Source organism: Halorubrum trapanicum (genome assembly GCF_002355655.1).
Taxonomy (GTDB): domain Archaea; phylum Halobacteriota; class Halobacteria; order Halobacteriales; family Haloferacaceae; genus Halorubrum; species Halorubrum trapanicum_A.
In genome coordinates, this window is the sequence record NZ_AP017569.1 from 103,425 (window position 1) to 125,486 (window position 22,062).

Annotated in this window: 22 protein-coding genes; 13 read left to right on the forward strand and 9 right to left on the reverse strand. The window is 72.2% G+C overall.

Annotated elements, in window-relative coordinates; translation table 11 throughout:
• Positions 1-12: 12 nt before the first annotated feature.
• The 4 genes from CPZ01_RS00505 (at position 13) to CPZ01_RS00520 (ending at position 3,509) form a co-directional block, all read left to right on the forward strand.
• Positions 13-432, forward strand: coding sequence for a nascent polypeptide-associated complex protein (locus CPZ01_RS00505; RefSeq protein WP_096392917.1), 420 nt, complete (start codon positions 13-15; stop codon positions 430-432).
• Positions 429-1,169: a tRNA (adenine-N1)-methyltransferase gene (locus CPZ01_RS00510; RefSeq protein ID WP_096392918.1), complete on the forward strand. Its 741-nt coding sequence runs from the start codon at positions 429-431 to the stop codon at positions 1,167-1,169. Before CPZ01_RS00505 ends, CPZ01_RS00510 begins: the two co-directional genes overlap by 4 nt.
• 116 nt (positions 1,170-1,285) lie before the next feature.
• Positions 1,286-2,296, forward strand: a complete 1,011-nt coding sequence (locus CPZ01_RS00515; protein ID WP_096392919.1) for a transcriptional regulator TbsP domain-containing protein — start codon at positions 1,286-1,288, stop codon at positions 2,294-2,296.
• Between the two features lie 91 nt (positions 2,297-2,387).
• A complete protein-coding gene (locus tag CPZ01_RS00520; protein ID WP_096392920.1) occupies positions 2,388-3,509 on the forward strand; it encodes a pyridoxal phosphate-dependent aminotransferase in 1,122 nt (373 codons plus the stop codon).
• A 23-nt stretch (positions 3,510-3,532) separates the two neighbouring features.
• Here the strand turns inward: CPZ01_RS00520 and CPZ01_RS00525 are convergent, their stop codons facing one another.
• Entirely contained in the window at positions 3,533-4,531 is a 999-nt protein-coding gene (locus CPZ01_RS00525; RefSeq protein ID WP_096392921.1) for a hypothetical protein, read from the reverse strand.
• 178 nt (positions 4,532-4,709) lie between these two features.
• Here CPZ01_RS00525 and CPZ01_RS00530 point away from each other — a divergent pair, with 178 nt between their 5' ends.
• Both CPZ01_RS00530 and CPZ01_RS00535 read left to right on the forward strand, forming a co-directional pair.
• On the forward strand, positions 4,710-5,912 hold the full coding sequence (locus CPZ01_RS00530; protein WP_096392922.1) for a methionine adenosyltransferase: 1,203 nt from the start codon (positions 4,710-4,712) through the stop codon (positions 5,910-5,912).
• A gap of 105 nt (positions 5,913-6,017) precedes the next feature.
• Positions 6,018-6,470 carry a DUF5804 family protein gene (locus tag CPZ01_RS00535; protein ID WP_096392923.1) on the forward strand — a complete coding sequence of 151 codons (453 nt, stop codon included), beginning with the start codon at positions 6,018-6,020 and terminating at the stop codon, positions 6,468-6,470.
• A gap of 16 nt (positions 6,471-6,486) precedes the next feature.
• On the opposite strand, the gene CPZ01_RS00540 is transcribed toward CPZ01_RS00535, so the two are convergent.
• The 3 genes from CPZ01_RS00540 to CPZ01_RS00550 all read right to left on the reverse strand — a co-directional run bounded on the left by CPZ01_RS00540 (position 6,487) and on the right by CPZ01_RS00550 (position 9,507).
• The gene (locus CPZ01_RS00540) at positions 6,487-7,032 is read right to left on the reverse strand and encodes a DUF7109 family protein (RefSeq protein ID WP_096392924.1); all 546 of its coding nucleotides are present in this window, start codon (positions 7,030-7,032) and stop codon (positions 6,487-6,489) included.
• Position 7,033: 1 nt separating this feature from the next.
• Positions 7,034-8,218, reverse strand: a complete 1,185-nt coding sequence (locus CPZ01_RS00545; protein ID WP_096392925.1) for a glycosyltransferase family protein — start codon at positions 8,216-8,218, stop codon at positions 7,034-7,036.
• A 104-nt stretch (positions 8,219-8,322) separates the two neighbouring features.
• Positions 8,323-9,507, reverse strand: a complete 1,185-nt coding sequence (locus CPZ01_RS00550) for an MFS transporter (protein WP_096392926.1) — start codon at positions 9,505-9,507, stop codon at positions 8,323-8,325.
• A 174-nt stretch (positions 9,508-9,681) separates the two neighbouring features.
• Between CPZ01_RS00550 and CPZ01_RS15310 the strand changes: the two genes are divergently transcribed.
• A complete protein-coding gene (locus tag CPZ01_RS15310) occupies positions 9,682-9,852 on the forward strand; it encodes an HVO_0758 family zinc finger protein (protein WP_172863915.1) in 171 nt (56 codons plus the stop codon).
• Between the two features lie 86 nt (positions 9,853-9,938).
• Here CPZ01_RS15310 and CPZ01_RS00555 read toward each other — a convergent pair whose 3' ends face one another.
• From CPZ01_RS00555 to CPZ01_RS00570, 4 genes are all read right to left on the reverse strand, one after another.
• Positions 9,939-11,285 (reverse strand): hypothetical protein, encoded by a 1,347-nt coding sequence (locus tag CPZ01_RS00555; protein ID WP_096392927.1) that lies wholly within the window; start codon positions 11,283-11,285, stop codon positions 9,939-9,941.
• Entirely contained in the window at positions 11,285-11,947 is a 663-nt protein-coding gene (locus CPZ01_RS00560) for a hypothetical protein (protein ID WP_096392928.1), read from the reverse strand. Before CPZ01_RS00560 ends, CPZ01_RS00555 begins: the two co-directional genes overlap by 1 nt.
• A 100-nt stretch (positions 11,948-12,047) precedes the next feature.
• Positions 12,048-13,160 carry an aldo/keto reductase gene (locus CPZ01_RS00565; RefSeq protein WP_096392929.1) on the reverse strand — a complete coding sequence of 371 codons (1,113 nt, stop codon included), beginning with the start codon at positions 13,158-13,160 and terminating at the stop codon, positions 12,048-12,050.
• 102 nt (positions 13,161-13,262) lie between these two features.
• Positions 13,263-13,883: a class I SAM-dependent methyltransferase gene (locus tag CPZ01_RS00570; RefSeq protein WP_096392930.1), complete on the reverse strand. Its 621-nt coding sequence runs from the start codon at positions 13,881-13,883 to the stop codon at positions 13,263-13,265.
• 128 nt (positions 13,884-14,011) lie between these two features.
• Between CPZ01_RS00570 and dacZ the strand changes: the two genes are divergently transcribed.
• The 6 genes from dacZ to CPZ01_RS00600 all read left to right on the forward strand — a co-directional run bounded on the left by dacZ (position 14,012) and on the right by CPZ01_RS00600 (position 21,060).
• Complete coding sequence (dacZ, locus tag CPZ01_RS00575) at positions 14,012-14,821, forward strand: diadenylate cyclase DacZ (RefSeq protein WP_004595623.1); 810 nt, start codon at positions 14,012-14,014, stop codon at positions 14,819-14,821.
• A 3-nt stretch (positions 14,822-14,824) separates the two neighbouring features.
• Positions 14,825-15,613, forward strand: a complete 789-nt coding sequence (locus tag CPZ01_RS00580) for a mechanosensitive ion channel domain-containing protein (protein ID WP_096392931.1) — start codon at positions 14,825-14,827, stop codon at positions 15,611-15,613.
• A gap of 106 nt (positions 15,614-15,719) precedes the next feature.
• Complete coding sequence (locus tag CPZ01_RS00585; protein ID WP_096392932.1) at positions 15,720-16,385, forward strand: GNAT family N-acetyltransferase; 666 nt, start codon at positions 15,720-15,722, stop codon at positions 16,383-16,385.
• A gap of 87 nt (positions 16,386-16,472) precedes the next feature.
• On the forward strand, positions 16,473-18,941 hold the full coding sequence (locus tag CPZ01_RS00590) for a DEAD/DEAH box helicase (RefSeq protein ID WP_096392933.1): 2,469 nt from the start codon (positions 16,473-16,475) through the stop codon (positions 18,939-18,941).
• Between the two features lie 58 nt (positions 18,942-18,999).
• Positions 19,000-19,446 (forward strand): phosphate-starvation-inducible PsiE family protein, encoded by a 447-nt coding sequence (locus CPZ01_RS00595; protein ID WP_096392934.1) that lies wholly within the window; start codon positions 19,000-19,002, stop codon positions 19,444-19,446.
• A gap of 90 nt (positions 19,447-19,536) precedes the next feature.
• Positions 19,537-21,060, forward strand: a complete 1,524-nt coding sequence (locus tag CPZ01_RS00600; RefSeq protein WP_096392935.1) for a cryptochrome/photolyase family protein — start codon at positions 19,537-19,539, stop codon at positions 21,058-21,060.
• A 35-nt stretch (positions 21,061-21,095) separates the two neighbouring features.
• On the opposite strand, the gene CPZ01_RS00605 is transcribed toward CPZ01_RS00600, so the two are convergent.
• Positions 21,096-22,061, reverse strand: a complete 966-nt coding sequence (locus CPZ01_RS00605; RefSeq protein WP_096392936.1) for a carbohydrate ABC transporter permease — start codon at positions 22,059-22,061, stop codon at positions 21,096-21,098.
• Position 22,062: the final 1 nt, after the last annotated feature.

Consider the following 22,062-nt stretch of genomic DNA (forward strand, 5'->3'; position numbering starts at 1 on the left):
GAACCGGTTGGCATGTTCGGAGGCGGCGGCATGAACCCGCGGAAGATGAAACAGATGATGAAACAGATGGGAATCGACGTCGAGGAGCTCGACGCCGAGCGGGTCGTCATCGAGACGGCCGACGGCGACGACCTCGTCTTCGACGGCGCTCAGGTCACCAAGATGGACGCACAGGGCCAGGAGACCTACCAGATCGTCGGCTCGCCGGACGCGGTGGCCGACGCGGGCGCGGGCGGCGGCGCGACGGCAGTCGAGGGGGGCGACGAGCCCGCGCTCGACGACGGTGACGACGCGGACGACGGTGACGACGGCATCCCCGAGGAGGACGTGAAACTGGTCGCCCAGCAGGCGGGCGTCTCGAAGGAGGCCGCCCGCGAGGCGCTGGAGGCGGCCAACGGCGAGCCCGCGCGAGCGATCGCCGACCTGCAGTGACGGACGCCGCGTACCTGCTCGTCCACGAGGACCGCGAGTACTTACTAGAGCCCGGCGAGGAGTTCGGCACCGACCTCGGCGTGATCGAGGTCCCCGAGGACGTCGCGGCCGGCGACGAGGTCGAGACGCACCTCGGCACCGTCTTCGAAGTCCGCGCGCTCCGCGGCCCCGACCTGTTCAACCACCTCGAACGCACCGGCGCGCCGATGATGCCGCGCGACGTGGGGCTCGTGATGGGCCACACGGGCGCGTCCGGCGGCGACCGCGTCCTCGACGCCGGCACCGGGACGGGGATCCTCGCGGCGTACCTCGGCCGCGCGGGCGCCGACGTGACGACCTACGAGGTCGACCCCGAGTTCGCCGAGGTCGCCCGCGGGAACATGGCGACCGCGGGCGTCGCCGACCGCGTCGAGGTCCGGACCGGCGACCTCACCGAGGAGCTGGACGCGCTCGCCGAGGGCGAGCCGTTCGACGTCCTGACGCTCGACACGGGAGACGCCCCGGCGGTCGTCGAACGCGCCGCCGACCTGCTCGCGCCCGGCGGTCACCTGGCCGTCTACTCCCCGTTTGTCGAGGGGACCCGCGACGCGGTCCTCGCCGCCCGCGAGGCGGGCCTCTCGGAGGTCGAGACGCTCGAAACGATCCAGCGCGAGATGGACTTCTCCGACCGTGGCTCCCGCCCCTCCACGGCGGGCGTGGGGCACACGGGGTACCTCGTGTTCGCGCGAGCGCCCTGAGTTCGGCGCTCACGACGTTTCTCTCCCGTCGCTTTCTCTCCCAGTTTTCCTCCCTCAGCGGCGCGCCCCCGTGACCGGCGCAACGCTCATTCGGATCGCGGTAGTCACCGATCGGTGTGACCGCGGACGACGCCGGAACCGAGGCCGACTCCGAGGCCGCGAGCGACGACTTCGACGGGGCGTCCGAGATCGCCGACGTCCTTCCGCGTCCCGACGACCCGCTCGCCGAGGCGGTCGAGGCCGCGCTGGCGGGGCGGTCCGCGGTCGTCGCGGTCGGCGTGCCGATCCGGCTGCTCCCGGCAGTGCTCGCGGCCCGAGAGCGCTCGTCGGGGGACCCGTGGCGGATCGCGTGCCGCCCCGGCGTCGTCGACGCGCTCTCACGGGCGCTCGTCCTCGGCAGCGCGGTCGCCGAGGCGGTCGAGGGCGGCGAAATCCGGATCCGGACCGGCGAGCCGCTCGGACACGGGACGGGCGGGACGCTGTTCGCCGGCCCCGAGCGCGTCGACGCCGTGGTCGGCCCCCGGGGAGGTCGGACGCTCGCGACGACGGCGGCCGACGCTCAGGTAGCGGCGGCCGGTTCGGAGGCTGTCGACGGCACCCGCGCGACGGCCGAGTCGCGGTTCGACGCGGCGTCGGCGGCGACCGTCGGGATGCCCTCGCGGACTCGGCTTCTCGCCCATGCGCGCGAGGTCCTCGACGACCGGTTCGCGGACGACCTGGCGGCCCTGCTGGCGTCGCTCGCTCCCGGCGAGTTCGGCCGCACGACCGGGGTGACGGACCGGACGCTGCTCGTCGCGCTCGCGGCGCGACACGACCACCTCTTCCGGGACCTGCGGACCTGGGTCGGGACCGACGGCGTCGGGATCGCCCCGGCCCAGGAGTTCACCGGTGACCGGCAGGCGCTCGTGGATCGGGGGCTGATCGAGTCGATCAAGGTGCCGATGGGGCCGGGGCGGCCGATGCTCCGGCTCCGCGCGGTCGACGACGCGCTGTTGCGCGCCCGCGTCGAGGAGGTGCCGAGCGTCCTCCGAGGTCGGTTCGCGCTGCCGACCGACGCGGACGGGCGGATCCGGGACGACGCGAGCCGCGAGGGGCGACGGCCGGTGTGGGAGCGGCGGCGGTGGTGACTCCCCGAGACAGATTCGGCTTCGGGTCCCCGGATCGGCCCGCCGGTCCCACGTAACAAGAACTAACTCGCGGCGGCGCCCTCACACGGACATGACGACGTTCTCCGACAGGGTCGAGCGGATCTCGATAAGCGGGATCCGCGAGGTGTTCGAGGCGGCCGGCGACGACGCGATCAACCTCGGGCTCGGCCAGCCCGACTTCCCGACGCCGGACCACGCCCGGCGGGCGGCCGTCGACGCCATCGAGTCCGGGAAGGCCGACGCCTACACCGAGAACAAGGGGATCCGGTCGCTGCGGGAGGCGATCGCCGAGAAGCACCGCGCCGACCAGGGGGTCGACCTCGACCCCGGGAACGTCGTCGCGACCGCGGGCGGCAGCGAGGCGCTCCACGTCGCCCTCGAAGCCCACGTCGACGCGGGCGACGAGGTGTTGATCCCGGACCCGGGATTCGTCTCCTACGACGCGCTGACGAAGCTGACCGGCGGCGAGCCGGTCTCCGTGCCGCTCCGCGACGACCTCACGATCGACCCGAACGCCATCGAGGACGCCATCACCGACGACACGGCGGCGTTCATCGTGAACTCGCCTGGCAACCCCACGGGCGCGGTCTCCTCCGAGGCGGACGTCCGGAAGTTCGCCCGCATCGCCGACGAACACGACGTGCTCTGTATCTCCGACGAGGTGTACGAGTACACCGTCTTCGACGGCGAGCACCACTCGCCGATCGAGTTCGCCGAGACCGACAACGTCGTGGTCGTCAACTCCGCCTCGAAGCTGTTCTCGATGACGGGCTGGCGGCTCGGGTGGGTGTACGGCGCCGAGGAGCGCGTCGAGCGCATGTTGCGCGTCCACCAGTACGCGCAGGCGTGCGCCTCGGCGCCGGCGCAGTACGCCGCGGAGGCCGCGCTGCGGGGCGACCGCGGCGTCGTCGACGAGATGACCGACTCCTTCGAGCGCCGCCGCGACATCCTGCTCGACGGCTTCGACGACATCGGCATCGACTGCCCGACGCCGCAGGGCGCGTTCTACGCGATGCCGCGCGTCCCGGAGGGGTTCGTCGACGAGTGTCTCGACCGCGGCGTGGTCGTCGTCCCCGGTGAGGCGTTCGGCGAGGGCGGCGCCGGCCACGCGCGCATCTCGTACGCGACCGACGAGGACGAGCTCCGCGAGGCGCTCGACGTGATGGCCGAGGCGTACGAGGCGGTCCGCTGAGGCGGGCTCGAAACGCCTCGCCCTCAGTTGTCCTCTCCCTCCAAAATACGGAGGGAGCGTTCGTAGTACTCACCGTCGTACCGAATCATTTCCCTCTCGGTCTCGCGGACGTCGGCGTCGTTCAGAATATTCCCGTCGATGTACGGGCGAGCGTCTATCGCGCGGAGTAGTTCGACGTAGGCGTCGGAGTACGGGTGCGTCTCGCTGTACTCCTCGCCGTCCGCCCCCCTGACGATCCGTCTGGCCTCCGCGGAGAGGTCGTCCGACGTGATTCTGGAGCCGACGAACGTCCCTCGGAGGATCGCTTCCATCCGTTCCGGGGTCTCGGCGATCGCTTCCGCGGTCGGGCGGTACACCGCCTCGTGGAATCGCTCGCGCTCGATTTCGACCCGATAGGTGGTGTCTCGATAGGTCACGTGGTCGGGGTCGCCGTCGTCGAGCAGCGCGCTCTCGGTCCGAGCTGACTCGGCTCGGTACACGTAGCCACCGCGCTCGACCAGCCCGAGCGGGTAGCCTCCGTCGTGCCCGCGGGCCCGCGCGGCGAAGTGGGCTATCCCGACTGCGCGCTGGTCGCCCTCGGGGAGGTCCCCGTCCTCGCTGGCGTCGACCGCCGACTCGACGTCGTCGTCGGGCTCGAAGAGGCGGAGAACCGGGTGCGTCTCGACGACCTCGTCGACGACGACGGAGCCGAGCTGGTAGTAGGTCCCGTCACGGAGGACGTACGCCGGGTCGTCGGGGCTCGCGAAGAACGGCTTGCGGTGCTGGGTCGTGTACGACTCGCCCGCCAGAACCGCGTCGAGGGCCGCCTCGTCCCACCCTTCGGGCGGGTCGTCGCGGTCGTGAGCGTAGCGGTCGCGCAGCGTCCCGTCGATCCGCGAGAGCGAGAGCCTGAGCTCCGGTCCGTCGCCGTCGTCCGCGTCGCCGTCGCTGCCGGTTCCGAGACAGCCAGCGGCGGCGGCGCCGATGCCGCCCGCGAGCGCGCCGGCGAGGAGTCGGCGGCGGGAGGGCGCGAGTTCGTACATGCGGGCCGTACAGGCGGGCGACTGAAAGGTATTGCCGAAACGCAAACGCCGGCTTGAGTCACCGGGGCCGACGCCGACGGAGCGAGCGTCCGCCCCCGGCTGGAATTACCTCAGGTTATTCGACGCCACTGAAGAGTTTCCGCAAGTTATACCGTCGCCCGCGGAGTATCCGGCGGTAATGGACCGGAACATACAGGTCAGCCGCCTCGACCGGCAGGCGGTCGAGGACCAGGAGGTCGAAATCGTCGAGCGAAAGGGGATCGGTCACCCCGACTCCATCTGTGACGGCGTCGCGGAGTCCGTCTCGCGGGCCCTCTCGCAGCTCTACTTGGACCGCGTCGGCAAGGTGCTGCACTACAACACCGACGAGACGCAGCTGGTCGCCGGCCGCGCGGCGCCCGCGTTCGGCGGCGGCGAGGTCGTCGAGCCCATCTACATCCTCATCGTCGGCCGCGCCACGAAGGAGTACGACGGCGAGCAGCTCCCGGTCGACTCGACCGCGCTGGCGGCCGCCCGCGAGTACCTCTCCGAGGCGATCCCGGAGCTGGAGTACGGCACCGACGTGGTCGTCGACGTCAAGCTCGGCGAGGGCTCGGGCGACCTCCAGGACGTGTTCGGCGAGGAGACCCAAGAGGTCCCGATGGCCAACGACACCTCCTTCGGCGTCGGCCACGCGCCGCTCACCGAGACGGAGACCATCGTCCACGAGGCCGAGCGCGCGCTCAACACGACCTACCACGACGACCACCCCGAGCTCGGCCCCGACGTGAAGATCATGGGCAAACGCGAGGGCGACCGGATCGACATCACCGTCGCCGCCGCGATGGTCGACGCCTACGTCGACGGGCTCGACGAGTACGACGATGCGGTCGCGTCCGTCCGCGAGTACGTCGACGGCCTCGCTCGCGACTACACCGACCGCGAGGTCGGCGTCGACGTCAACACCGCCGACGACTACGACGAGGGCTCCGTCTACCTCACCGTCACCGGCACCTCCGCCGAGCAGGGCGACGACGGCTCGGTCGGCCGCGGCAACCGCGCGAACGGGCTCATCACCCCGAACCGACCGATGTCGATGGAGGCGACCTCCGGGAAGAACCCCGTCAACCACATCGGGAAGATCTACAACCTCCTCTCGACCCGCGTCGCCGAGTCCGTCACGGGCGAGGTCGACGGCATCCGCGACCTCCAGGTCCGTCTGCTCTCGCAGATCGGCCGCCCGATCGACGAGCCGCACGTCGCGGACGCGCAGATCGTCACGGAGGAGGGCGTCGCGCTGGACGACATCGAGGCGGACGTCCTCGACATCGTCGACCGCGAGCTGGCCGACGTGACGGACGTGACCCGCAGCGTCATCGAGGGCGACGTCTCGACGTTCTGAGCGGGCCGCCGGCCGACCGCTCCGGCGCGGTCGCTCGTCCGGTCACTCGCTCCGCCCCGCCCGGCGACCGCAACGGATTTGCGCCGCCCGGTCCGAAGTGCGCCCATGACGCGGGTGTGTCTCCTCGGCGACCCCGACGTGGAGCTCTCCTACGAGCTGCTCTCCCGCGAGACGGCTCGCGACGCGCTCGCGACCTACGACGTCGAGGAGCCGTTCGAGAACAGCGTCGCCGTCGACACCGTGAGCCTCGGCGCCGCCGTCTCCCTCCTCAACGACCTCGACTGGTACCTCGTCCGCTTCGTCGAGGAGGCGCTCGTGCTGGAGCCGTCCGTCGCGACCGACGAGTGGCTCTCGCGGGGCCTCGCCCGTGAGGTTCGCGACGGCGACGTCCCGCCGGAGGAGACCGACCAGCGCCTGAAGGTGTTCGGGCTCGTCGACGGCCGCCCGGTCGAGCCCCTCTTCGTCCGCCGGCGACAGGGAGAGACGCCCGAGTACGACCTCCGCGACGTCGACGAGACGGTGATCGTCCGCGTGAGCGAGTCCGAGTTCTCCGGATGAAAGCGGAGGCCCCTCCTCACTCGTCGACTTCCGCGAGGATCCGTGTCCGGACCGGGTCGACGTCGACCGGCGCCCACGCCTCCACGTCGTAGGTCACGTCCGCGAGCGTCTCCAAGCGGTCGTCGTCGCCTTCCCCTATCGCCTCGATCGCCTCCTCGCGGAGCCGGTCGAGCACCGCGTCCGCGAGTGCCTCGCGGTCGACGCCGCGGTCGGGCACGTCGAGGATGTGCGGGAGGTCCTCGGCGCCCTCCGGGAGCGTCGGGAACGCCGCCGGACCGACCGCGAGCGCGGTCGACTCCTCGGCGTGCTCGGTTTCGGCGTCCGCGAGGTCGCCCGCGTCGCCCCCCGAGAGCGCGTCGGCCGGCGCCGGCACGAGCGCGTACTCGGCGACCGCGAGGTCGATGGCGGCGTCGATGGCGTCCTCGTCGACCTCGGCGCGCTGCTTGAACGCAAGCTCGGAGAGCGCCCGCGACAGCTCCGTGCGGGTGAGCCACCCGAACAGGTCGACGACGCCGGCGAGGTCGTCGCGCGCGGCGACGCTCGGCCCGCTTCCGTCCGCCATCTCAGTCCTCCCCCGGAGCGGGCTCCGCCTGCCCGTCGTCGGTCGCCTGAGCGCCGGCGGCGTCGATCCCGCCGGTCGCCCCGTCGCCGCGAACCCCATCGAGGTCCGCGCGCGCGGCCTCCCGGACCTCATCGGGGTCGACCGGCGCGTCCTCCCACGCCGGGAGCCGGGTGTCGGGACCGGGCTCGCCGAGCGCCTCGGCATAGGTCGCCACCTGCGACCGCTCGTCGGCCGCGTCGTACGAGAGGCCGTTGAACCCCGCGTCGGTCGCGTAGCCGTCGACCAGCGTCTCCGCGGCGTCGCGGTACCGCTCTGCGAGGCCGTCGTAGTCGACGTCGACGCCGGCGTCCTCGACCGCGCGCAGCGTCGCCGCGCCGACCGCCCGGCTCATGTCGGCGAGCCCGGTCGGCCCCTCGACGGAGCGGTGGTCGTGCTCGTAGCGCCCGAGGTCGACCTGCGCGCTGTCCGCGAAGCCCGCGTGGCCGAACGCCTCGCCCAGCGTCCCGACCTCCAGCCCCCAGCCGCGCTGGACGCGGAGCCGCGAGACGAGGTCGCTCGTCGCCGCGAATTCGCCCGCGAGCGCGTAGCGGAACGCGGAGAGGTACTCCAAGACGTCGGGCGTTCGGCCGGGCGCGGCGTCGCCGAGCGCGCGGACGAGCGGCCGGAAGAACAGCCGGAACAGCCGTCCGTACAGCGAGCCGTCCTCGACGCGGGCGTAGTACCCCTTCGAGAAGTCGTAGCCGCGCCCCAGCGGGAACAGCAGTCGGTTGACGAACGCCGGCGAGTAGGTCTTCGTGTCGGCGTCGTGGACGACGACGAACTCCTCGTCGAGCGCGCGGCCGAGGGCGAGCCACACGTCCCGCCCCTTGCCGCGCTCGCCGTCGAGCCCCCGCGCCTCCAGCAGCGACGCGAGCCGCGGGCCGTCGCACCACAGCGTCTCGACGTCGAGGTCGAACCCGTCGAGCCAGTCCGCGAACGATCCGACGCGGTCGGCCGACGCCCGCAGCGGCACGATCACCCGGGCCGGGTCGACCGTCTCCAGCGTCGAGAGCACGCGCTCGGCCGCGAGCGTCCCGTACTCGCGCTCGGTCATCGGTACGACGACCGCCGCGCGGTCCGTCGGGGCGTCGGGCCGGTGGTCGGTCAACGCGTGAAGGGTCGTCACGCGCTCCTGAACGTACTCCATTTACCGATCACACGGGAGCGACGCTCAAAACAGGTGCGGTACCGTAGGCGCGTGCCGGTCTCGGCCGGTCGCGCGAGCGACCCGACCGATCGGCCCCCGACCGCTCAGGCCGCCCGCGTGTCGGCCGCCGCACCGCCGGGGACGCGTCCGAGGCGGTACAGGGCCGCGTACGCGGCGACGAGGACAACTAAGCCGCCCGCGAGCGCGAGGAAGACGGCGTCGTACGTCGCGCCCGCCTCGACCGCCTCGCCGACGACCCACGAGCCGGCCGCCTGCGTGGTCATCATCCCGGCGGAGAACATCGCGTACGCCGACGCGCGCGACTCGTCCGGCAGCGACGCCAGCAGGTACGTGTCGCCGGCCGGGAACAGCATGTGGATGGCGAAGCCGACGACGACGCTCGCGGCGATCACCGCGGCGAGCCCCTCCGCGACGACGACGAGGACGACGCCCACGACGAACGACGAGACGATGCCGAGCAGGTACGGCACGTGGGGGAGCCGGTCCGCGAGGTCGCCGGAGACGAGGAACGCGGGCACGCCGGCGGCGAAGATCACCGTCAGGAGGTTCCGAGCGGTCGCCCGCGGCAGCCCCTTGTCGATCATGTACAGCTCGTAGAAGTTGAACAGGCCCTGCCAGACGAAGCTCGTGAGGCCCATCAGCACGACGCCGGCGGCGATCAGCTTCCACTCGCCGCGGGCGGCCGCGAGGAAGTCGGTGTCCCCCGAGCCGGCGTCCGGGAGGTCGGTCCGCTTCGCGAGCGCGACGAACAGGACCGTGCTGGCCGCCGCGGCGAGCGCCAGCGCGTAGAAGGCGTACCGCCAGTCGTACCACAGCGCGACGGTGACCGCCGGCGCGGCGATGACGGCGGAGAGCTGGCTGGCCATCCCGTGGACGCCCATCACGCGACCGACGCGTCCCGGGAACAGCTCCGAGATGAACGGGTTCGCGGCGACGAAGTAGACGCCGGAGGCCAGCCCGATCGCGAAGGCGGCGACCATTAGCGCGAGCACGCCCGGCGCGAGGGCGACGCCGAGCGCGCCGGCTGTCAGCATCGCGCCGGAGACGACGATAACGCTGCGCCGCGTGAAACGCGTGAGCGCCCACCCGGCGGGGAGCCGCGGAGCGGCCGAGCCGAGCCACGCGAGCGTGACGATGAGCCCGGCGGTCCCCTCCTGGATCCCGAACGCGTCGATGAACTCGCCCACGAGGGGGGCGAACACGACGCGCGCGAAGTTGACGAGGAAGACCAGCGCGCAGAGCGATCCGAACAGCCTGGTCCGTGACACGGCGGCGTTTCCCCGCGCCCGGACACAAGCGTTGCGAAAGCGCCCGGGCGCGCCCTTCGGGACCCCGACCGCCGCGGGTGACGCCGAGATCCCCCGCCCGCCGCCGGTTTCGGCCGAGTCGTCAGACCCGCGTCGGACGGGGTTTTTATCCGCCCCGCCCCCGAACGCCGGAGTATGAAATCCACGCGCAAGGGGCTCCGCGACGGCGACCTGATGAAGGACACCTACGAGCGCCTCAACTGCGCCGACTGCGAGCAGGTGTTGAAGAAGGAGAACGACCCCGACGAGGTGTTCTCGGTCCGTATCTGCCCGGAGTGCGGCAGCCGCTACAAGGAGCTTCGCTGACCGCGCCGCGCCCCGCGTCGGGGACCGAACTCGTCGCCGCCCCGCTTCGAGCCCTCACGTCTCTCTCCTCTCGCCGACCGCCGCCGTCAGGCGTCGAGCGACGCTTCGACCGACTCCGCCACCCCCTGCGCCTCCCCCGTGACGATCTCGATCCACCGGTACCGAGCGTACGCCTCGACCGTCGACCGAGCGGTCCGTTCGGACGCGGTGAGGGCGGCGTCCGGCTCCCGGAACAGCGACCGGAACCGCGTCGACAGCCACCGCGCCAGCGGGTTCTCGTCGCCCGCCAGCGACCCAGTCGACTCGATCGCCGCGGTCCGCGCCGCGCCGATCGCGGCCGCGTCGTCGGGGAACATCGCGTCGCCCGCCTCCACCCGCCCGGCGACGGCGTCGAGCGCCCGGAGCCGCGTCAGCGCGAGCGCCGTCCAGGTCAGCCCGGTCGCCGGGTGGTCCGGCTCGTAGTCGCCGAACGCGACCGGGTCGAACCACATGTCGTCGAAGCTCCGGTAGACCGCGCTCGTCAGCAGGGAGTCGCTCGGCGCGCCGGGGGCGACGGCCCGGTCGTCGACGAAGGCGTCGGTCCCCGGGCTGTGCCTGAGGTCCTCGACGTCCTCGCCGTGGAGCTCGCGGAGCCGGTCGCCGACGGCGCGCCCGAGGCGGTTCATCTCGCGGCGGAGGGGTTCGGCGACGGCCGCCGGGTCGGCGAGCGACGCCGCGTACCGGTCCCGGAGGTACCGCCCGGACTCGACGTACGACTGGACTCGTTCGAGGTCTCCGACCGCCTCCCCCGTCCGAAGCGGGTTCTCGCGGTCGGCCGGGCCGGCACCGACCAGCGTCCGACGCCGCGCCTCGTCGTACCAGCGCTCGATCGGGCCGTACATCGCGGCGCCCGCGAGCGGGTCGGCGGCGGGACCGGGGAGCGCGTCCAGCGTCTCGGACGCGCGGCGACGCACCGTCCCGAGGTCCGGCGCCACCCCGCTCGGGTCCCCCTCGACGGTCACGGCGGCCCACGTGGCGACGGCGGCCGCCGCGCGGCCGCGGGCCGTCGCGTACCGCTCCGCCGCCGCTAGCGGGGGAAGCGCCTCGCCCTCGACCGGCAGCGCCTCGCGGGCCGCCGCCCGCTCCGTCTCGATCCGCTCTCGAATCTCGCCGTTCGGGAGCCGCTCCGCGGTCAGGGGGTCCGGAATCGGGCTCAGCAGGCGGTCGACGCGGTCCGCGAACGCGGCCGCGACCGCGGGCTCGACGTCGACGGGGACGAGCCGCGGGCGGTCGGGGACCGGCTCGTCGAACGCCCGCGGGACGGCGGCGACGTCGAGCGACGGCGGGTCGTCCCAGAACCGGCGGCCGCCTCCGCCGCCGGCACAACCGGCCAGCGAGCCGAGCGCGGCGGCGCCGGCCGCGAGCGCGCCGCGACGGGTCAGTCGGCGCCCCATCAGAAGTCACCCCACTCGTCGGTCGCCGTGGCGTTTCCGGGCACGGTCGCGTTCCCGTCGATCACGGCGTACTCCGTGTCCGTCGTCGCGCACGGCGAGCGCCCGCTGGCGCCGGAGCCGGTGAGCCGCTCGTCGAGCGCGACAGGGAGCCGGAAGAGGAGTGCGAGCGCGACCCGCGTGTCCGCTTCGCACGCCTCGTCCGGCGGCCTGAGTTCTCGGCAGTACTCGTACTCGACGTGCCCGGGTTCCCACGACACCGAATGGATCACGATCCGCTGACACGACTCGACGCCGGCCGGCGAGACGTACACCGTCTCCGCGTCGTAGTCGGTCTCATCGAGGAACGACCGGACCCGCTCGCGGTCGACGTCGGAGACGCCCTCGGCGACCGTGAGGTCGGCCGCTCGGTCGGCGCTCGTGATCAGTTCGCGCCCCGTCGGCACGAACTCGTCCTCGTCGTTCACGTCGGTGCCGTAGAGAAGGACGCTCTTCCCGTTCGGGTTCCGCGGCTTCACCACCGTCGGGTCCGTGTCGGTGCCCGAGGCCTGTCGTCGAACGGACTCCGCCTCCGGATCGCTCGCGTCGCCGCCGAAGCACCCGGCGAGCGCGCCGACCGCGCCGACGGCGGCGCTCCCGAGGAGGGCTCGTCGCGTGGGGGACATGCGACCGACTTGGACCGGTCTCGACAAACGCTTTGTGGCGTCGCGATCGCCGCTTCCCCCGGCGCCGTTCGCCGCGGTTGCGCGCCGTCACCCCTCGTCGTCACTCGAAGACGGCGTCGAACGCCTCGGCGCCGAGCGGGTCGAAGGTGCCGGCCGCGACGTTCTCGCGGACGTGGTCGGGGTCGGTCGCCCCGACGAGCGACGAGGTGACGCCGGGAGCGCTCCGCGCGAAGTTGAGCGCGCGCTGGGCCGGCGTCTCCCCCGCGAGCGTCGCGTCCACGTCGGCCGGGATCGCGCCCTCGGCCGCAAGCTCGCCCTGCCCGATGCTCGCGCTCGTCACCTTCGAGAGCCCGGCCTCGTGAGCGAATTCGAGCGTCGAAACGGGCCCGTCGGCGTCGGCCCCGGGCGGCGCTGGCTGGTTCCGCCGCGTGAACGCGTCCGCCATCGCGACGTTGAAGGGGAGCTGTATCGCCTCGAACCCGTGGTCGTCGTCGGGCCCGACCGCCTCGCCGGCGGCCTCGGCCCGGGCGAGCACCTCGGCGAGCGAGAGGTAGTCGTCGGCGTCCTGCGGGACGCGGAACGCGCTCCACGTCGCGACGCCGTACGCGCCGATATCACCGGCCGCGCGCCGGCGTTCGAGGGCCTCGAAGACGGCATCGATCCGGTCGTACACCTTCTCTCGCGACCGGGCCGCCAGCTGCGTCTCGGGGTTGTGGACGTAGAAGCAGTCGACGGCGTCGAGGCCGAGGCGGTCGAGCGAGCGGTCCAGCGACCACTCCAGGTATTCAGGCGTCATCGCGTGCGCGCCGTTCGCGAGGTCGGCGGGGTCGACGATCCCGGGCTCGACGAACCGCTCGCGGACGTACGCGCTCGGGTCGTCGGGGCGCTCGCCGTCGAACGGGAGGAACCCCCCCTTCGTCGCGACGACCACCGACTCGCGGTCGACGGGGGCATCTCGGAGCGCCTCGCCGACGACGCGCTCGGCGCGGCCGCAGCGGTAGTTCGCCGCGGTGTCGACGTGGTTCACGCCCGAGCGGAGCGCCAGTCCGATCGACTCGCGGGAGGCCGCGTCGACCGCGGGCGTCGGATCGCCGAGGTACGTCCCGATCCCGACGCTGGAGACCACGCCCGGTCCGAACCGTCGGAAGTAGGTGCGCCCGAAGGCGTCGCCGAACCGGTTCCGGTACCCCCAGAGGGCCTCGCGAGTCGCCATGTGGTCGGGGTAGTCGGCTCGCGGGTAAAAGTCGCGCGGGAGGCCGGGTCGCCGCGGTCCGCTCCGGCCCGCCGCGTTCCGTGCTACCGCCGTGACCGCCGATCAGTCGTCCACGCGGAAGGTCCGCGTGGTGTCCCTGTCGCCGCGGACGACGTCGACCTCGACGAGGCCCAGCGAGGTGAATACCTCGCCCCAGTCCCGGTAGTACAGCGGCGTCTCCTCGTCGACGTAGTTCACGTCCGGGTCGCCCGACGCCGACTCGCGCGCCGGGTCCTCGATCTCGGCCGTGACGAGCACCTCGTCGGTGATCCGCGCGATCTCCGCGAAGGCCGACTCGACGTCCGGATGGAGGTGTTGGAGCGTCTCGACCGAGTACACCGCGTCGAACGCGTCGTCGTCGAACTCCCCGACGAGGTCCTCTATCGCGCCGCAGTAGAACGTGCCGTCCGCGGCGAGTTCGGGGTAGGCGTCTCGCATCGTCTCGAACGCCTCGGCGTTGATGTCGACCCCCGAGAGGTCTTCGAACCCGTGGTCGGCGAGGTGTTCGAGGTGACGCCCCGACCCGCACCCCAGTTCGAGGACGGCCGCGTCGCGGTCGAGGTGCGCGTCGAGCGCCTCGCGGATCAGCGCGCTCGTCTCGTTCGGCCCGTAGTGCGCGTAGTACGCCGGCGAGTACTCGCCCGCCCGGTTCGTCCACGACTCTCGGACGGAATCTGGTTCCACGTGTGCCAACGCGGGTAGAGAGGGAAAACGCCGTCGGCCGGCGTCCCGCCCAGGCCCGTCGGCCCCGCCCCGGCGTCAGACGCCCGCACGACGCAACGACTATACGGACTCCCGGAGTCACGCCTACAATGGCCTCGCTCACCGACCACCTTGCGGACCTCGTCGCGGACGTGGACGCCGCGCTGCTGTTCTCCCCGACGAGTTCCTTCTACGAGCGATTCGCGGACGCCGAGGTCGAGGTCGTCGTCGTCGCGCCCGACAACGACGTCGACGCGGAGACGTTCGTCGAGCTCCCCCTCCCGTTCGACAACGTCAAAGACCGGATCCGGTTCGGCATCGAGGGCGCGATGGACGAGGGCCTCCTCGCCGAGGGCGACGAGGTCGCGTGCGTCGCCTCGGTGTTCGACGGCGGCTCGGACGCGGTGATCCGGGCGACCGTCGACGAGGGGGTCCACACCGGCATCTACGACCTGTTCGCCAACTCGCGGGCGGAGCCGAGCGTGATCCGCGACGTGTTCGAGGTCGCGATCGAGCTCGGACAGAAGGGGCAGAAGGGGAAGCCGGTCGGCGCGCTGTTCGTCGTCGGCGACGCGGGGAAGGTGATGAACAAGTCGCGACCGCTGTCGTACAACCCCTTCGAGAAGAGCCACGTCCACGTCGGCGACCCGATCGTGAACGTCATGCTCAAGGAGTTCTCGCGGCTCGACGGCGCGTTCGTCGTCTCCGACTCCGGGAAGATCGTCTCGGCGTACCGCTACCTCGAACCCGCGGCCGAGGGGGTCGACATCCCGAAGGGGCTCGGCGCGCGCCACATGTCCGGCGCGGCGATCACCCGCGACACGAACTCGACCTCCATCGTCCTCTCCGAGTCCGACGGACTCGTCCGGGCGTTCAAGGCCGGGGAACTCGTCTTGGAGATCGATCCGGAGGAGTACTGACCCATGTCCGCGGCCCAGATCGCCGTTCCCGAGTTCCTCGCGAGCGTCCCGTACCGGATCTGGCTGGCGCTCGGCGTGCTCCTGTTTGGAGTCGTGTTGGCGTACCTCACCGGCGTGATCAACCGCCGGCTGCTCCGGCGCGCCGGCGTCCCCGAGGTGATCGAAGGCACCGCCTTCGAGCGGACGGCTCGCGAGTTCGACACCTCCACGGTGCGGATCTTGGCGCAGCTGTCGAGCTACTTCATCGTCGCCGTCACCGTCATCGTCGCGCTCACCGTCGCGGACGTGAACTACCTCGAACAGTTCTGGTCGGGCGTCGCCGCGTTCCTCCCGCGGCTGTTCGTCGCGGTGGTCGTGTTCATCGTCGGCGTCGTCGTCGGCGACAAGGCGGAGCTGCTCGTCGCCGAGCGCCTCCGGGGGGTCAAGCTCCCCGAACTCGGCGTGGTCCCGACGCTCGTGAAGTACAGCGTCGTCTACGTCGCGACGCTTGTCGCGCTCGGGCAGATCGGCGTCCAGACGCTCGCGCTCATCGTGTTGCTCGCGGCGTACGCGTTCGCGCTCGTCCTGTTCGCCGCCCTCGCGACGAAGGACCTGGTCGCGTCGGCCGCGGCCGGCGTCTTCCTCCTCCTCCGGCAGCCGTACGGTATCGGCGACGAGGTGCGGGTCGCCGGCGAGCGGGGCGTCGTCCAAGAGGTGGACCTCTTCGTCACGCACATCGAGACGGACGGCGAGGAACACGTCGTCCCGAACCACGCGGTGTTCCGCGAGGGGATCGTGCTGATCCGCGAGTAGCGCCGCCGACCCGACCGCCTCCATTTATATATCTCCCTCGTCAGCCGTTCCCACGCTGTGAAAGTAGCCGGCCCGCTATAACCCGACGCACCGCCAACGTTCAGACATGACCCCCGATACCGCGAGCGTCGCCTGCGACGGCTGGGACGGCAGCGAGTGCGAGGGGACGCCCCACTGCCCGCCGCGCTGTCCGCGGTTCGTCGACAAGGAGGGCGCGCGCTGGACGATCCGGCCCGCGGTCGACGCGGACGAGCCGCTCCTCGCGGAGATGTACGACCGGTTCGACCGCGCCGACCGCGCGCAGGGGCTCCCGCCCGTGAGCCGCAACCGGTGCGCCGAGTGGATCCGGTCGATGCTCTCCGAGGGCAACAACGTCGTCGCGGAGCGGGACGGCGAGCTCCTCGGCCACGCGATGTACACGCCGACCGACGCCGCGGTCCCCGAGCTCGCCGTGTTCGTCCACCCAGACGCGCAGGACCGGGGCGTCGGCACGGAGCTGTGCCGGCACGTGATCGCGAACGCCGCCGCGGCCGGGCGTGAGGGGATCGAGCTCCACGTCGAGACCGGGAACCGCGTCGCTCGCAGCGTCTACGGGACGGTCGGGTTCGAGGTCGTCGAGCGTCGCGGGGACCTCCTGATGCGGCTCGACCTCGACGACCCGGTCGCGACCGAGGTCCGCTGGCCCCCGCTCGCCCGCGAGGGGCCGACGGAACCCGCGGTCGACCTCTCGCCGGCCGACGGCGGGGCCGGGCGATCCCCCGCGGACGACTGAGGCGGAGTGGCGCGCGACACCCCTCACGGGGACAGCCCCGTCGCCACCGCAACCGTTAGGCCCCGCCGACCCCAGGGTACCGTAACCGTGGACGACGCCATCGAGTGGCTGCGGGACCGCCCCTTCTACGAGGGACAGATCGCCGACCACCGGCGGCTCCCGGCGCGCGAGCCCGAGTTCGCCGACGTCGACCTCGAACCGCGCCTCGCCGACGCGCTCGCGGACCGCGGGATCGACCGGCTCTACCGCCACCAGGCCGACGCGATCGAGGCGGTCCGGGACGGCGACGACGCCGTCCTCGCGACCGAGACGGCCAGCGGCAAGTCGCTCGCGTACACCGTCCCCGCCTTCGAGGCCGCGATGGACCGCGGCGGGCGGACGCTGTACGTCGGCCCGCAGAACGCGCTGATCGCCGACCAGGAGGAGTCGCTGTCGGAGCTGGCCGCGGACCTCGGCTTCGGCAGCCGGGTCTCCGTCGACTCGTACACCGGGCGCCTCTCGCGGGCGGAGAAGCGGGACGTGCGCGACCGCCGACCGACGGTCCTCCTCTCGAACCCGGACATGCTCCACTACGCGCTGCTGCCGTACGCCGAGCGCCTGTGGGACTGGTTCTTCTCCTCCTTAGAGTACGTCGTGATCGACGAGGTCCACAGCTACCGCGGCGTGTTCGGCTCGCAGGTCGCGCTCACCCTGCGTCGGCTCGCGCGGACCTGCGAGCGGTTCGACTCCGCCCCGCAGTTCGTCTGCTGTTCGGCGACGATCAACAACCCCGTCGACCACGTCGCGACCGTCACCGGCCGCGACTCGGACGGGATTACTCTGGTCGACGAGGACACCTCCGGCCGCGGGCCGCGCGACTGGGTGCTGTGGAACCCGCCGGAGTACGACGACGACTGGCAGGAGCGCGGCAGCGGCCGCCGCAAGTCGAGCCACACGGAGAGCAAGCGGCTGTTCGTCGACCTCGTGACCGCCGGCCAGCAGACGCTGGCGTTCACCCGGGCGCGACAGACCGCCGAGCAGTACGCGACCGACAGCGCGAGCGACCTCCGGGAGCGGGGCGAGCGCGACCTCGCCGGAAAGGTCGGCGCGTACCAGGCCGCGCTCACCGACGACCGGCGCCGCGAGATCGAGGCCGACCTCCACGCCGGCGACCTGCGCGGCGTCTGGTCGACGAGCGCCCTCGAACTCGGCGTCGACGTGGGCGGGCTGGACGCCGTCGTCCTCGACGGCTACCCCGGCACGCGGATGTCGGCCCACCAGCGCGCGGGCCGCGCCGGCCGCGGCGACGACCCCGCGCTCGTGGTGATGGTCGGCGGCGAGGACCAGCTGGACCAGTACCTGCTGCGCAACCCGAGCGACTTCTTCGACGCGCCGCCGGAGGACGCGATCTGCGACCCGGAGAACGGCCAGCTCATGCCCGACCACGTCGCCTGCGCGGCCGACGAGAACTGGCTCTCGCCCGAGGACGAGCGCTTCTTCGGCGACTCGTTCCCGGGCGTGGTGGCGGACCTCACCGACGAGGGGGTGCTGAACCGGCGCGAGGCGGCCGCGGGGACGCGGTGGGTCCACGCCGGCGGGTCGAGCCCGCAGCAGTCCGTGAACCTCCGCACCGCCGAGGAGCGCGAGGTCTCGCTGATCGAGCGGTCGGGCGGCGAGACGGTCGCGACGCTCGGCTTCGCCGACGCGCTCCGGGACGCCCACCCCGGCGCAATCTACCACCAGCAGGGGCGCACCTACGAGGTGACGGAGCTGGACCTCGACCGCGACGTCGCCGAGCTCCAGCAGTCGTGGGCCGACTACTACACGCAGGTGCGTTCCGACAAGGACATCGTCGTGAACCAGGACCTCGACGAGCGCGCGCTCTCGGCGCGCCCGGACGTGCCGGTCCGCTTCGCTGACGTCACCGTCACGGAGCGGATCACCGGTTTCGTCCGGAAGGACGCCGCGACGGGGGAGTCGCTGGGCGAGTCGACCCTCGACCTCCCGGAGACGACGCTGCGCACGAAGGCGCTGTACTTCCCCGTGCCCGAGGACGTCGAGCGCGAGATGCGGCGCCTCGGCGACGCGCTCGACGAGGGCGGCGCGGAAGCGGAGACGGCCAGCGCCGACGGCGGCGAGGCGCCAGATGGCGCACGCGACGGCGCCGACGGCGAGGCGCCCGACGACGCCGGCGAACCGATCCCCGGCGGCGAGTACGCGTTCAACGGCGGCATCCACGCCGCCGAACACGGGATCATCTCCCTGTTCCCGTTCCACCTGCTGTGCGACCGCGCGGACGTCGGCGGCATCTCGACGCCGCACCACCCGCACACCGAGGGCCCGGCGGTGTTCGTCTACGACGGCTATCCGGGCGGCGTCGGGCTCACCCGCCGCGGGCACCGCCGGATCGAGGAGCTGATGACGCGGACGGCGCGGCTCATCGACACCTGCGACTGCGAGGGCGGCTGCCCCGCCTGCGTCCAGTCGCCGCACTGCGGCAACGGGAACGACCCGCTGGCGAAGGCGCCCGCGGTCCGGCTGCTGGAGTCGCTGACGGGCGCCGACGCGGACCGCTGAGCCGGACCCGCGCGGCTCACCCGAAACCACTTGCTGCCGGGCGCCGACGGGTCCGTCGATGGAGTTCGACCTCGACGACGCGGCCGATCCCGCGGCGCGGGCGATGGAGTGGCTCGTCCTCGGCGCGGCGTACTTCCTGCTCCTCCTCTTCCTCGTCGGCGTGTTCGACCTGTTCGTCTCGCTGTACCGCCTCCTCGTCGCCGGCGACTTCACCGACCCGGCCGAGGTGGTGGAACTGCTCGACAGCGTCCTCCTCCTGTTGATCATCGTCGAGGTCCACCGGACGCTCGTCGCGTACGCCCGCGGGCAGCCGGTCCTCCGGATCGTCGTGAGCGCCGCGATCATCGCCGTCTCCCGACGGGTGATCAGCTTCCGACCGGAGGACTACGGCGGGGGCAACGAGGCGCTGCTCGCGGCCGCGGCGCTCGGCGCCCTGACCCTCGCGCTCACGGTCGGCTACTTCCTCCTCGACCGCGTGAGCGTTCCGGGGTGGCTGGAGCTCTGACCCGAGGGCGCGGGGGATTCCGACCGTCGCGGCCGGCGTCTCCCTCGCCGGTCCCGGTGGTTTCACGGTGGCCGCGCCCGTGTCGATCCCATGGAGCTGTTCTGGCACCGACGGGACCTCAGGGTCGCCGATAACGTCGGCCTCGCGGCCGCGTCGGGAACCGGTGACGCCGGCGGCGCAGGCGACGTGGACCGCGGGCCGGCGGCGCCCGTCTTCGTCTTCGATCCCGGCGTGCTCGACCACGCGAGCGACGTCCGGGTCCGCCGCCTGCTCGACGGGCTGGCCGCGCTCCGCGACGACTACCGCGAGCGCGGGAGCGACCTGCTCGTCGCGCGCGGCGACCCCGAGACCGTCCTCCCGGAGCTCGCCGCGGCGCTCGACGCCGAGCGCGTCGTCTGGAACCGCGACTACTCCGGGCTCGCCCGCGAGCGCGACGCCGGCGTCAGGCGCGCGCTCGACGCGGTCGACGTCGCGCGCGATGCCCGCCACGACGCGGTCCTCCACGACCCCGACGCGATCCGGACGAACGCCGGCGACCCCTACTCGGTGTACAGCTACTACTGGAAGAAGTGGACCGACCGCGCGAAAGCGGAGCCGGCGCCGACGCCGACCGGCGAAGACCTCGTCGACGCCGACCGGCTCGCGGACGCGGTCGACGCCGTCGACGCGCTCGGCAGCGACGACGGAGCGGTCGCGGACGCCGCCGTCGGGGACCTCCCGACCCCCGCGGACCTCGGCTTCGCGGAACCGGACGCGGATCTCGGCCCCGCAGGTACGGCTGCCGCTCGCGAGCGTCTCGACGACTTCCTCGACGAGGCCGTGTTCGCCTACGAGGCCGAGCGCGACTACCCCGCGAAGGGGGCGACCTCGCGGCTCTCGGCGTTCTTCAAGTACGGCGAGATCGGGGTCCGGGAGGCGTACGCCGCCACGGAGGAGGCGATGGCCGAGGCGGAGTCCGACGCGCGCCCCGAGGACGCCCCCGAGCAGGTCGAGGAGTTCCAACAGCAGCTGGCGTGGCGGGAGTTCTACGCGCAGGTCCTCTTCCATAACCCCGAGGTGGTCACCGAGAACTACAAGACGTACGAGGAGGGGATCGAGTGGCGCGACGACCCCGAGGAGATCGCGGCGTGGAAGCGCGGCGAGACGGGGTACCCCATCGTCGACGCCGGGATGCGCCAGCTGCGCGAGGAGGCGTTCATGCACAACCGGGTGCGGATGATCGTCGCCTCCTTCCTCACGAAGGACCTCCTCGCCGACTGGCGACATGGCTACGACCACTTCCGCGAGCACCTGGCCGACCACGACACCGCCAACGACAACGGCGGGTGGCAGTGGGCGGCCTCGACGGGGACCGACGCGCAGCCCTACTTCCGTATCTTCAACCCGATGACGCAGGGGGAGCGCTACGACCCCGACGCGGAGTATATAACGAGCTACGTCCCCGAACTCCGGGGGCTCGACGCCGACCTGATCCACGAGTGGCACGAGCTGTCGCCCACGCAGCGCGCGAACGCCGCGCCGGAGTACCCGTCGCCGATCGTCGACCACTCCGAGCGCCGCGAGGAGGCCCTCGCGATGTACAAGCGGGCGCGCGGCGAGGACCCGGATGACTGACGACCTCCGAGCGAAAAACGGGCGTCGGAGTCGGCTCAGTCGGCGACCGCGGCCACCATCCCCTGCTTGTAGTACCGCTGGAGCGTGACGAACAGGAGGATGGGGACGATCATCGTCAGCACCGAGCCGGCGGCGACGAGCCCCCAGTCGATCTGGAGGCGCCCCTTCATCAGGGGCAGCACCTGCGGCGCGAGCTGGTTCTCGCGGGACCGCATGAACACGAGGGGGAAGAAGAAGGAGTTCCACACCCACGTGAACTGGATGACCGCCACGGAGACGAGCGCGGGGGCGGAGTACGGCAACACGATCGACTTGAAGATCTGGTAGCGGGACGCGCCGTCGATCCGAGCCGCCTCCTCCAGCTCCTCGGGGAGCCCGAGGAGGAAGTTCCGGAGGAACATGACGACCCACCCCATCCCCCAGCCGATGTGGACCAGGATGAGCCCCATGTACGTGTCGAACAGGCCGGTCGTCCGCAGCGTGTTGTAGTTGCCCATCGCCACCAGCTCCGGCGGCGCCGCCATGACCACGATGAGCAGGAAGAACAGCCCGGTCTTCAGCGGGAAGTCGAAGCGGGCGAACGGGTACGCGACCATCGTCCCGAGCAGCGTCACGGCGAGGACGGACGGGATCGTGACGATCGCGGTGTTCAACATCGCCTGCCGCATGGGCCCGGACTGGAACGTCCAGGCCTCTGCGTAGTTCTCGAAGGTGATAGTGAACGTCTCGAAGTTCCACCAGCCCTGAATGATCTGGTCGAGTGGGCGGACGGAGGCCATGAACAACCCGATGAGCGGGACGAGCCACAGGAGCGCGACGCCGATCGCGATCGCGTACCGCAGCGCGCGCGGGCCGCTCGGCACCGCCGCGCGGATCCGCTCGGGGAGGGGTCGGTCGGCGGTCGGCGCGGTCTCCGGCGGCTCGTGGTACACGTGCCCGCCGTCGGTCTTCGGCTCGCTTTCGGCGTCGGTCGGATCGTCTGCGTTGTGTGTGTCGGTCATA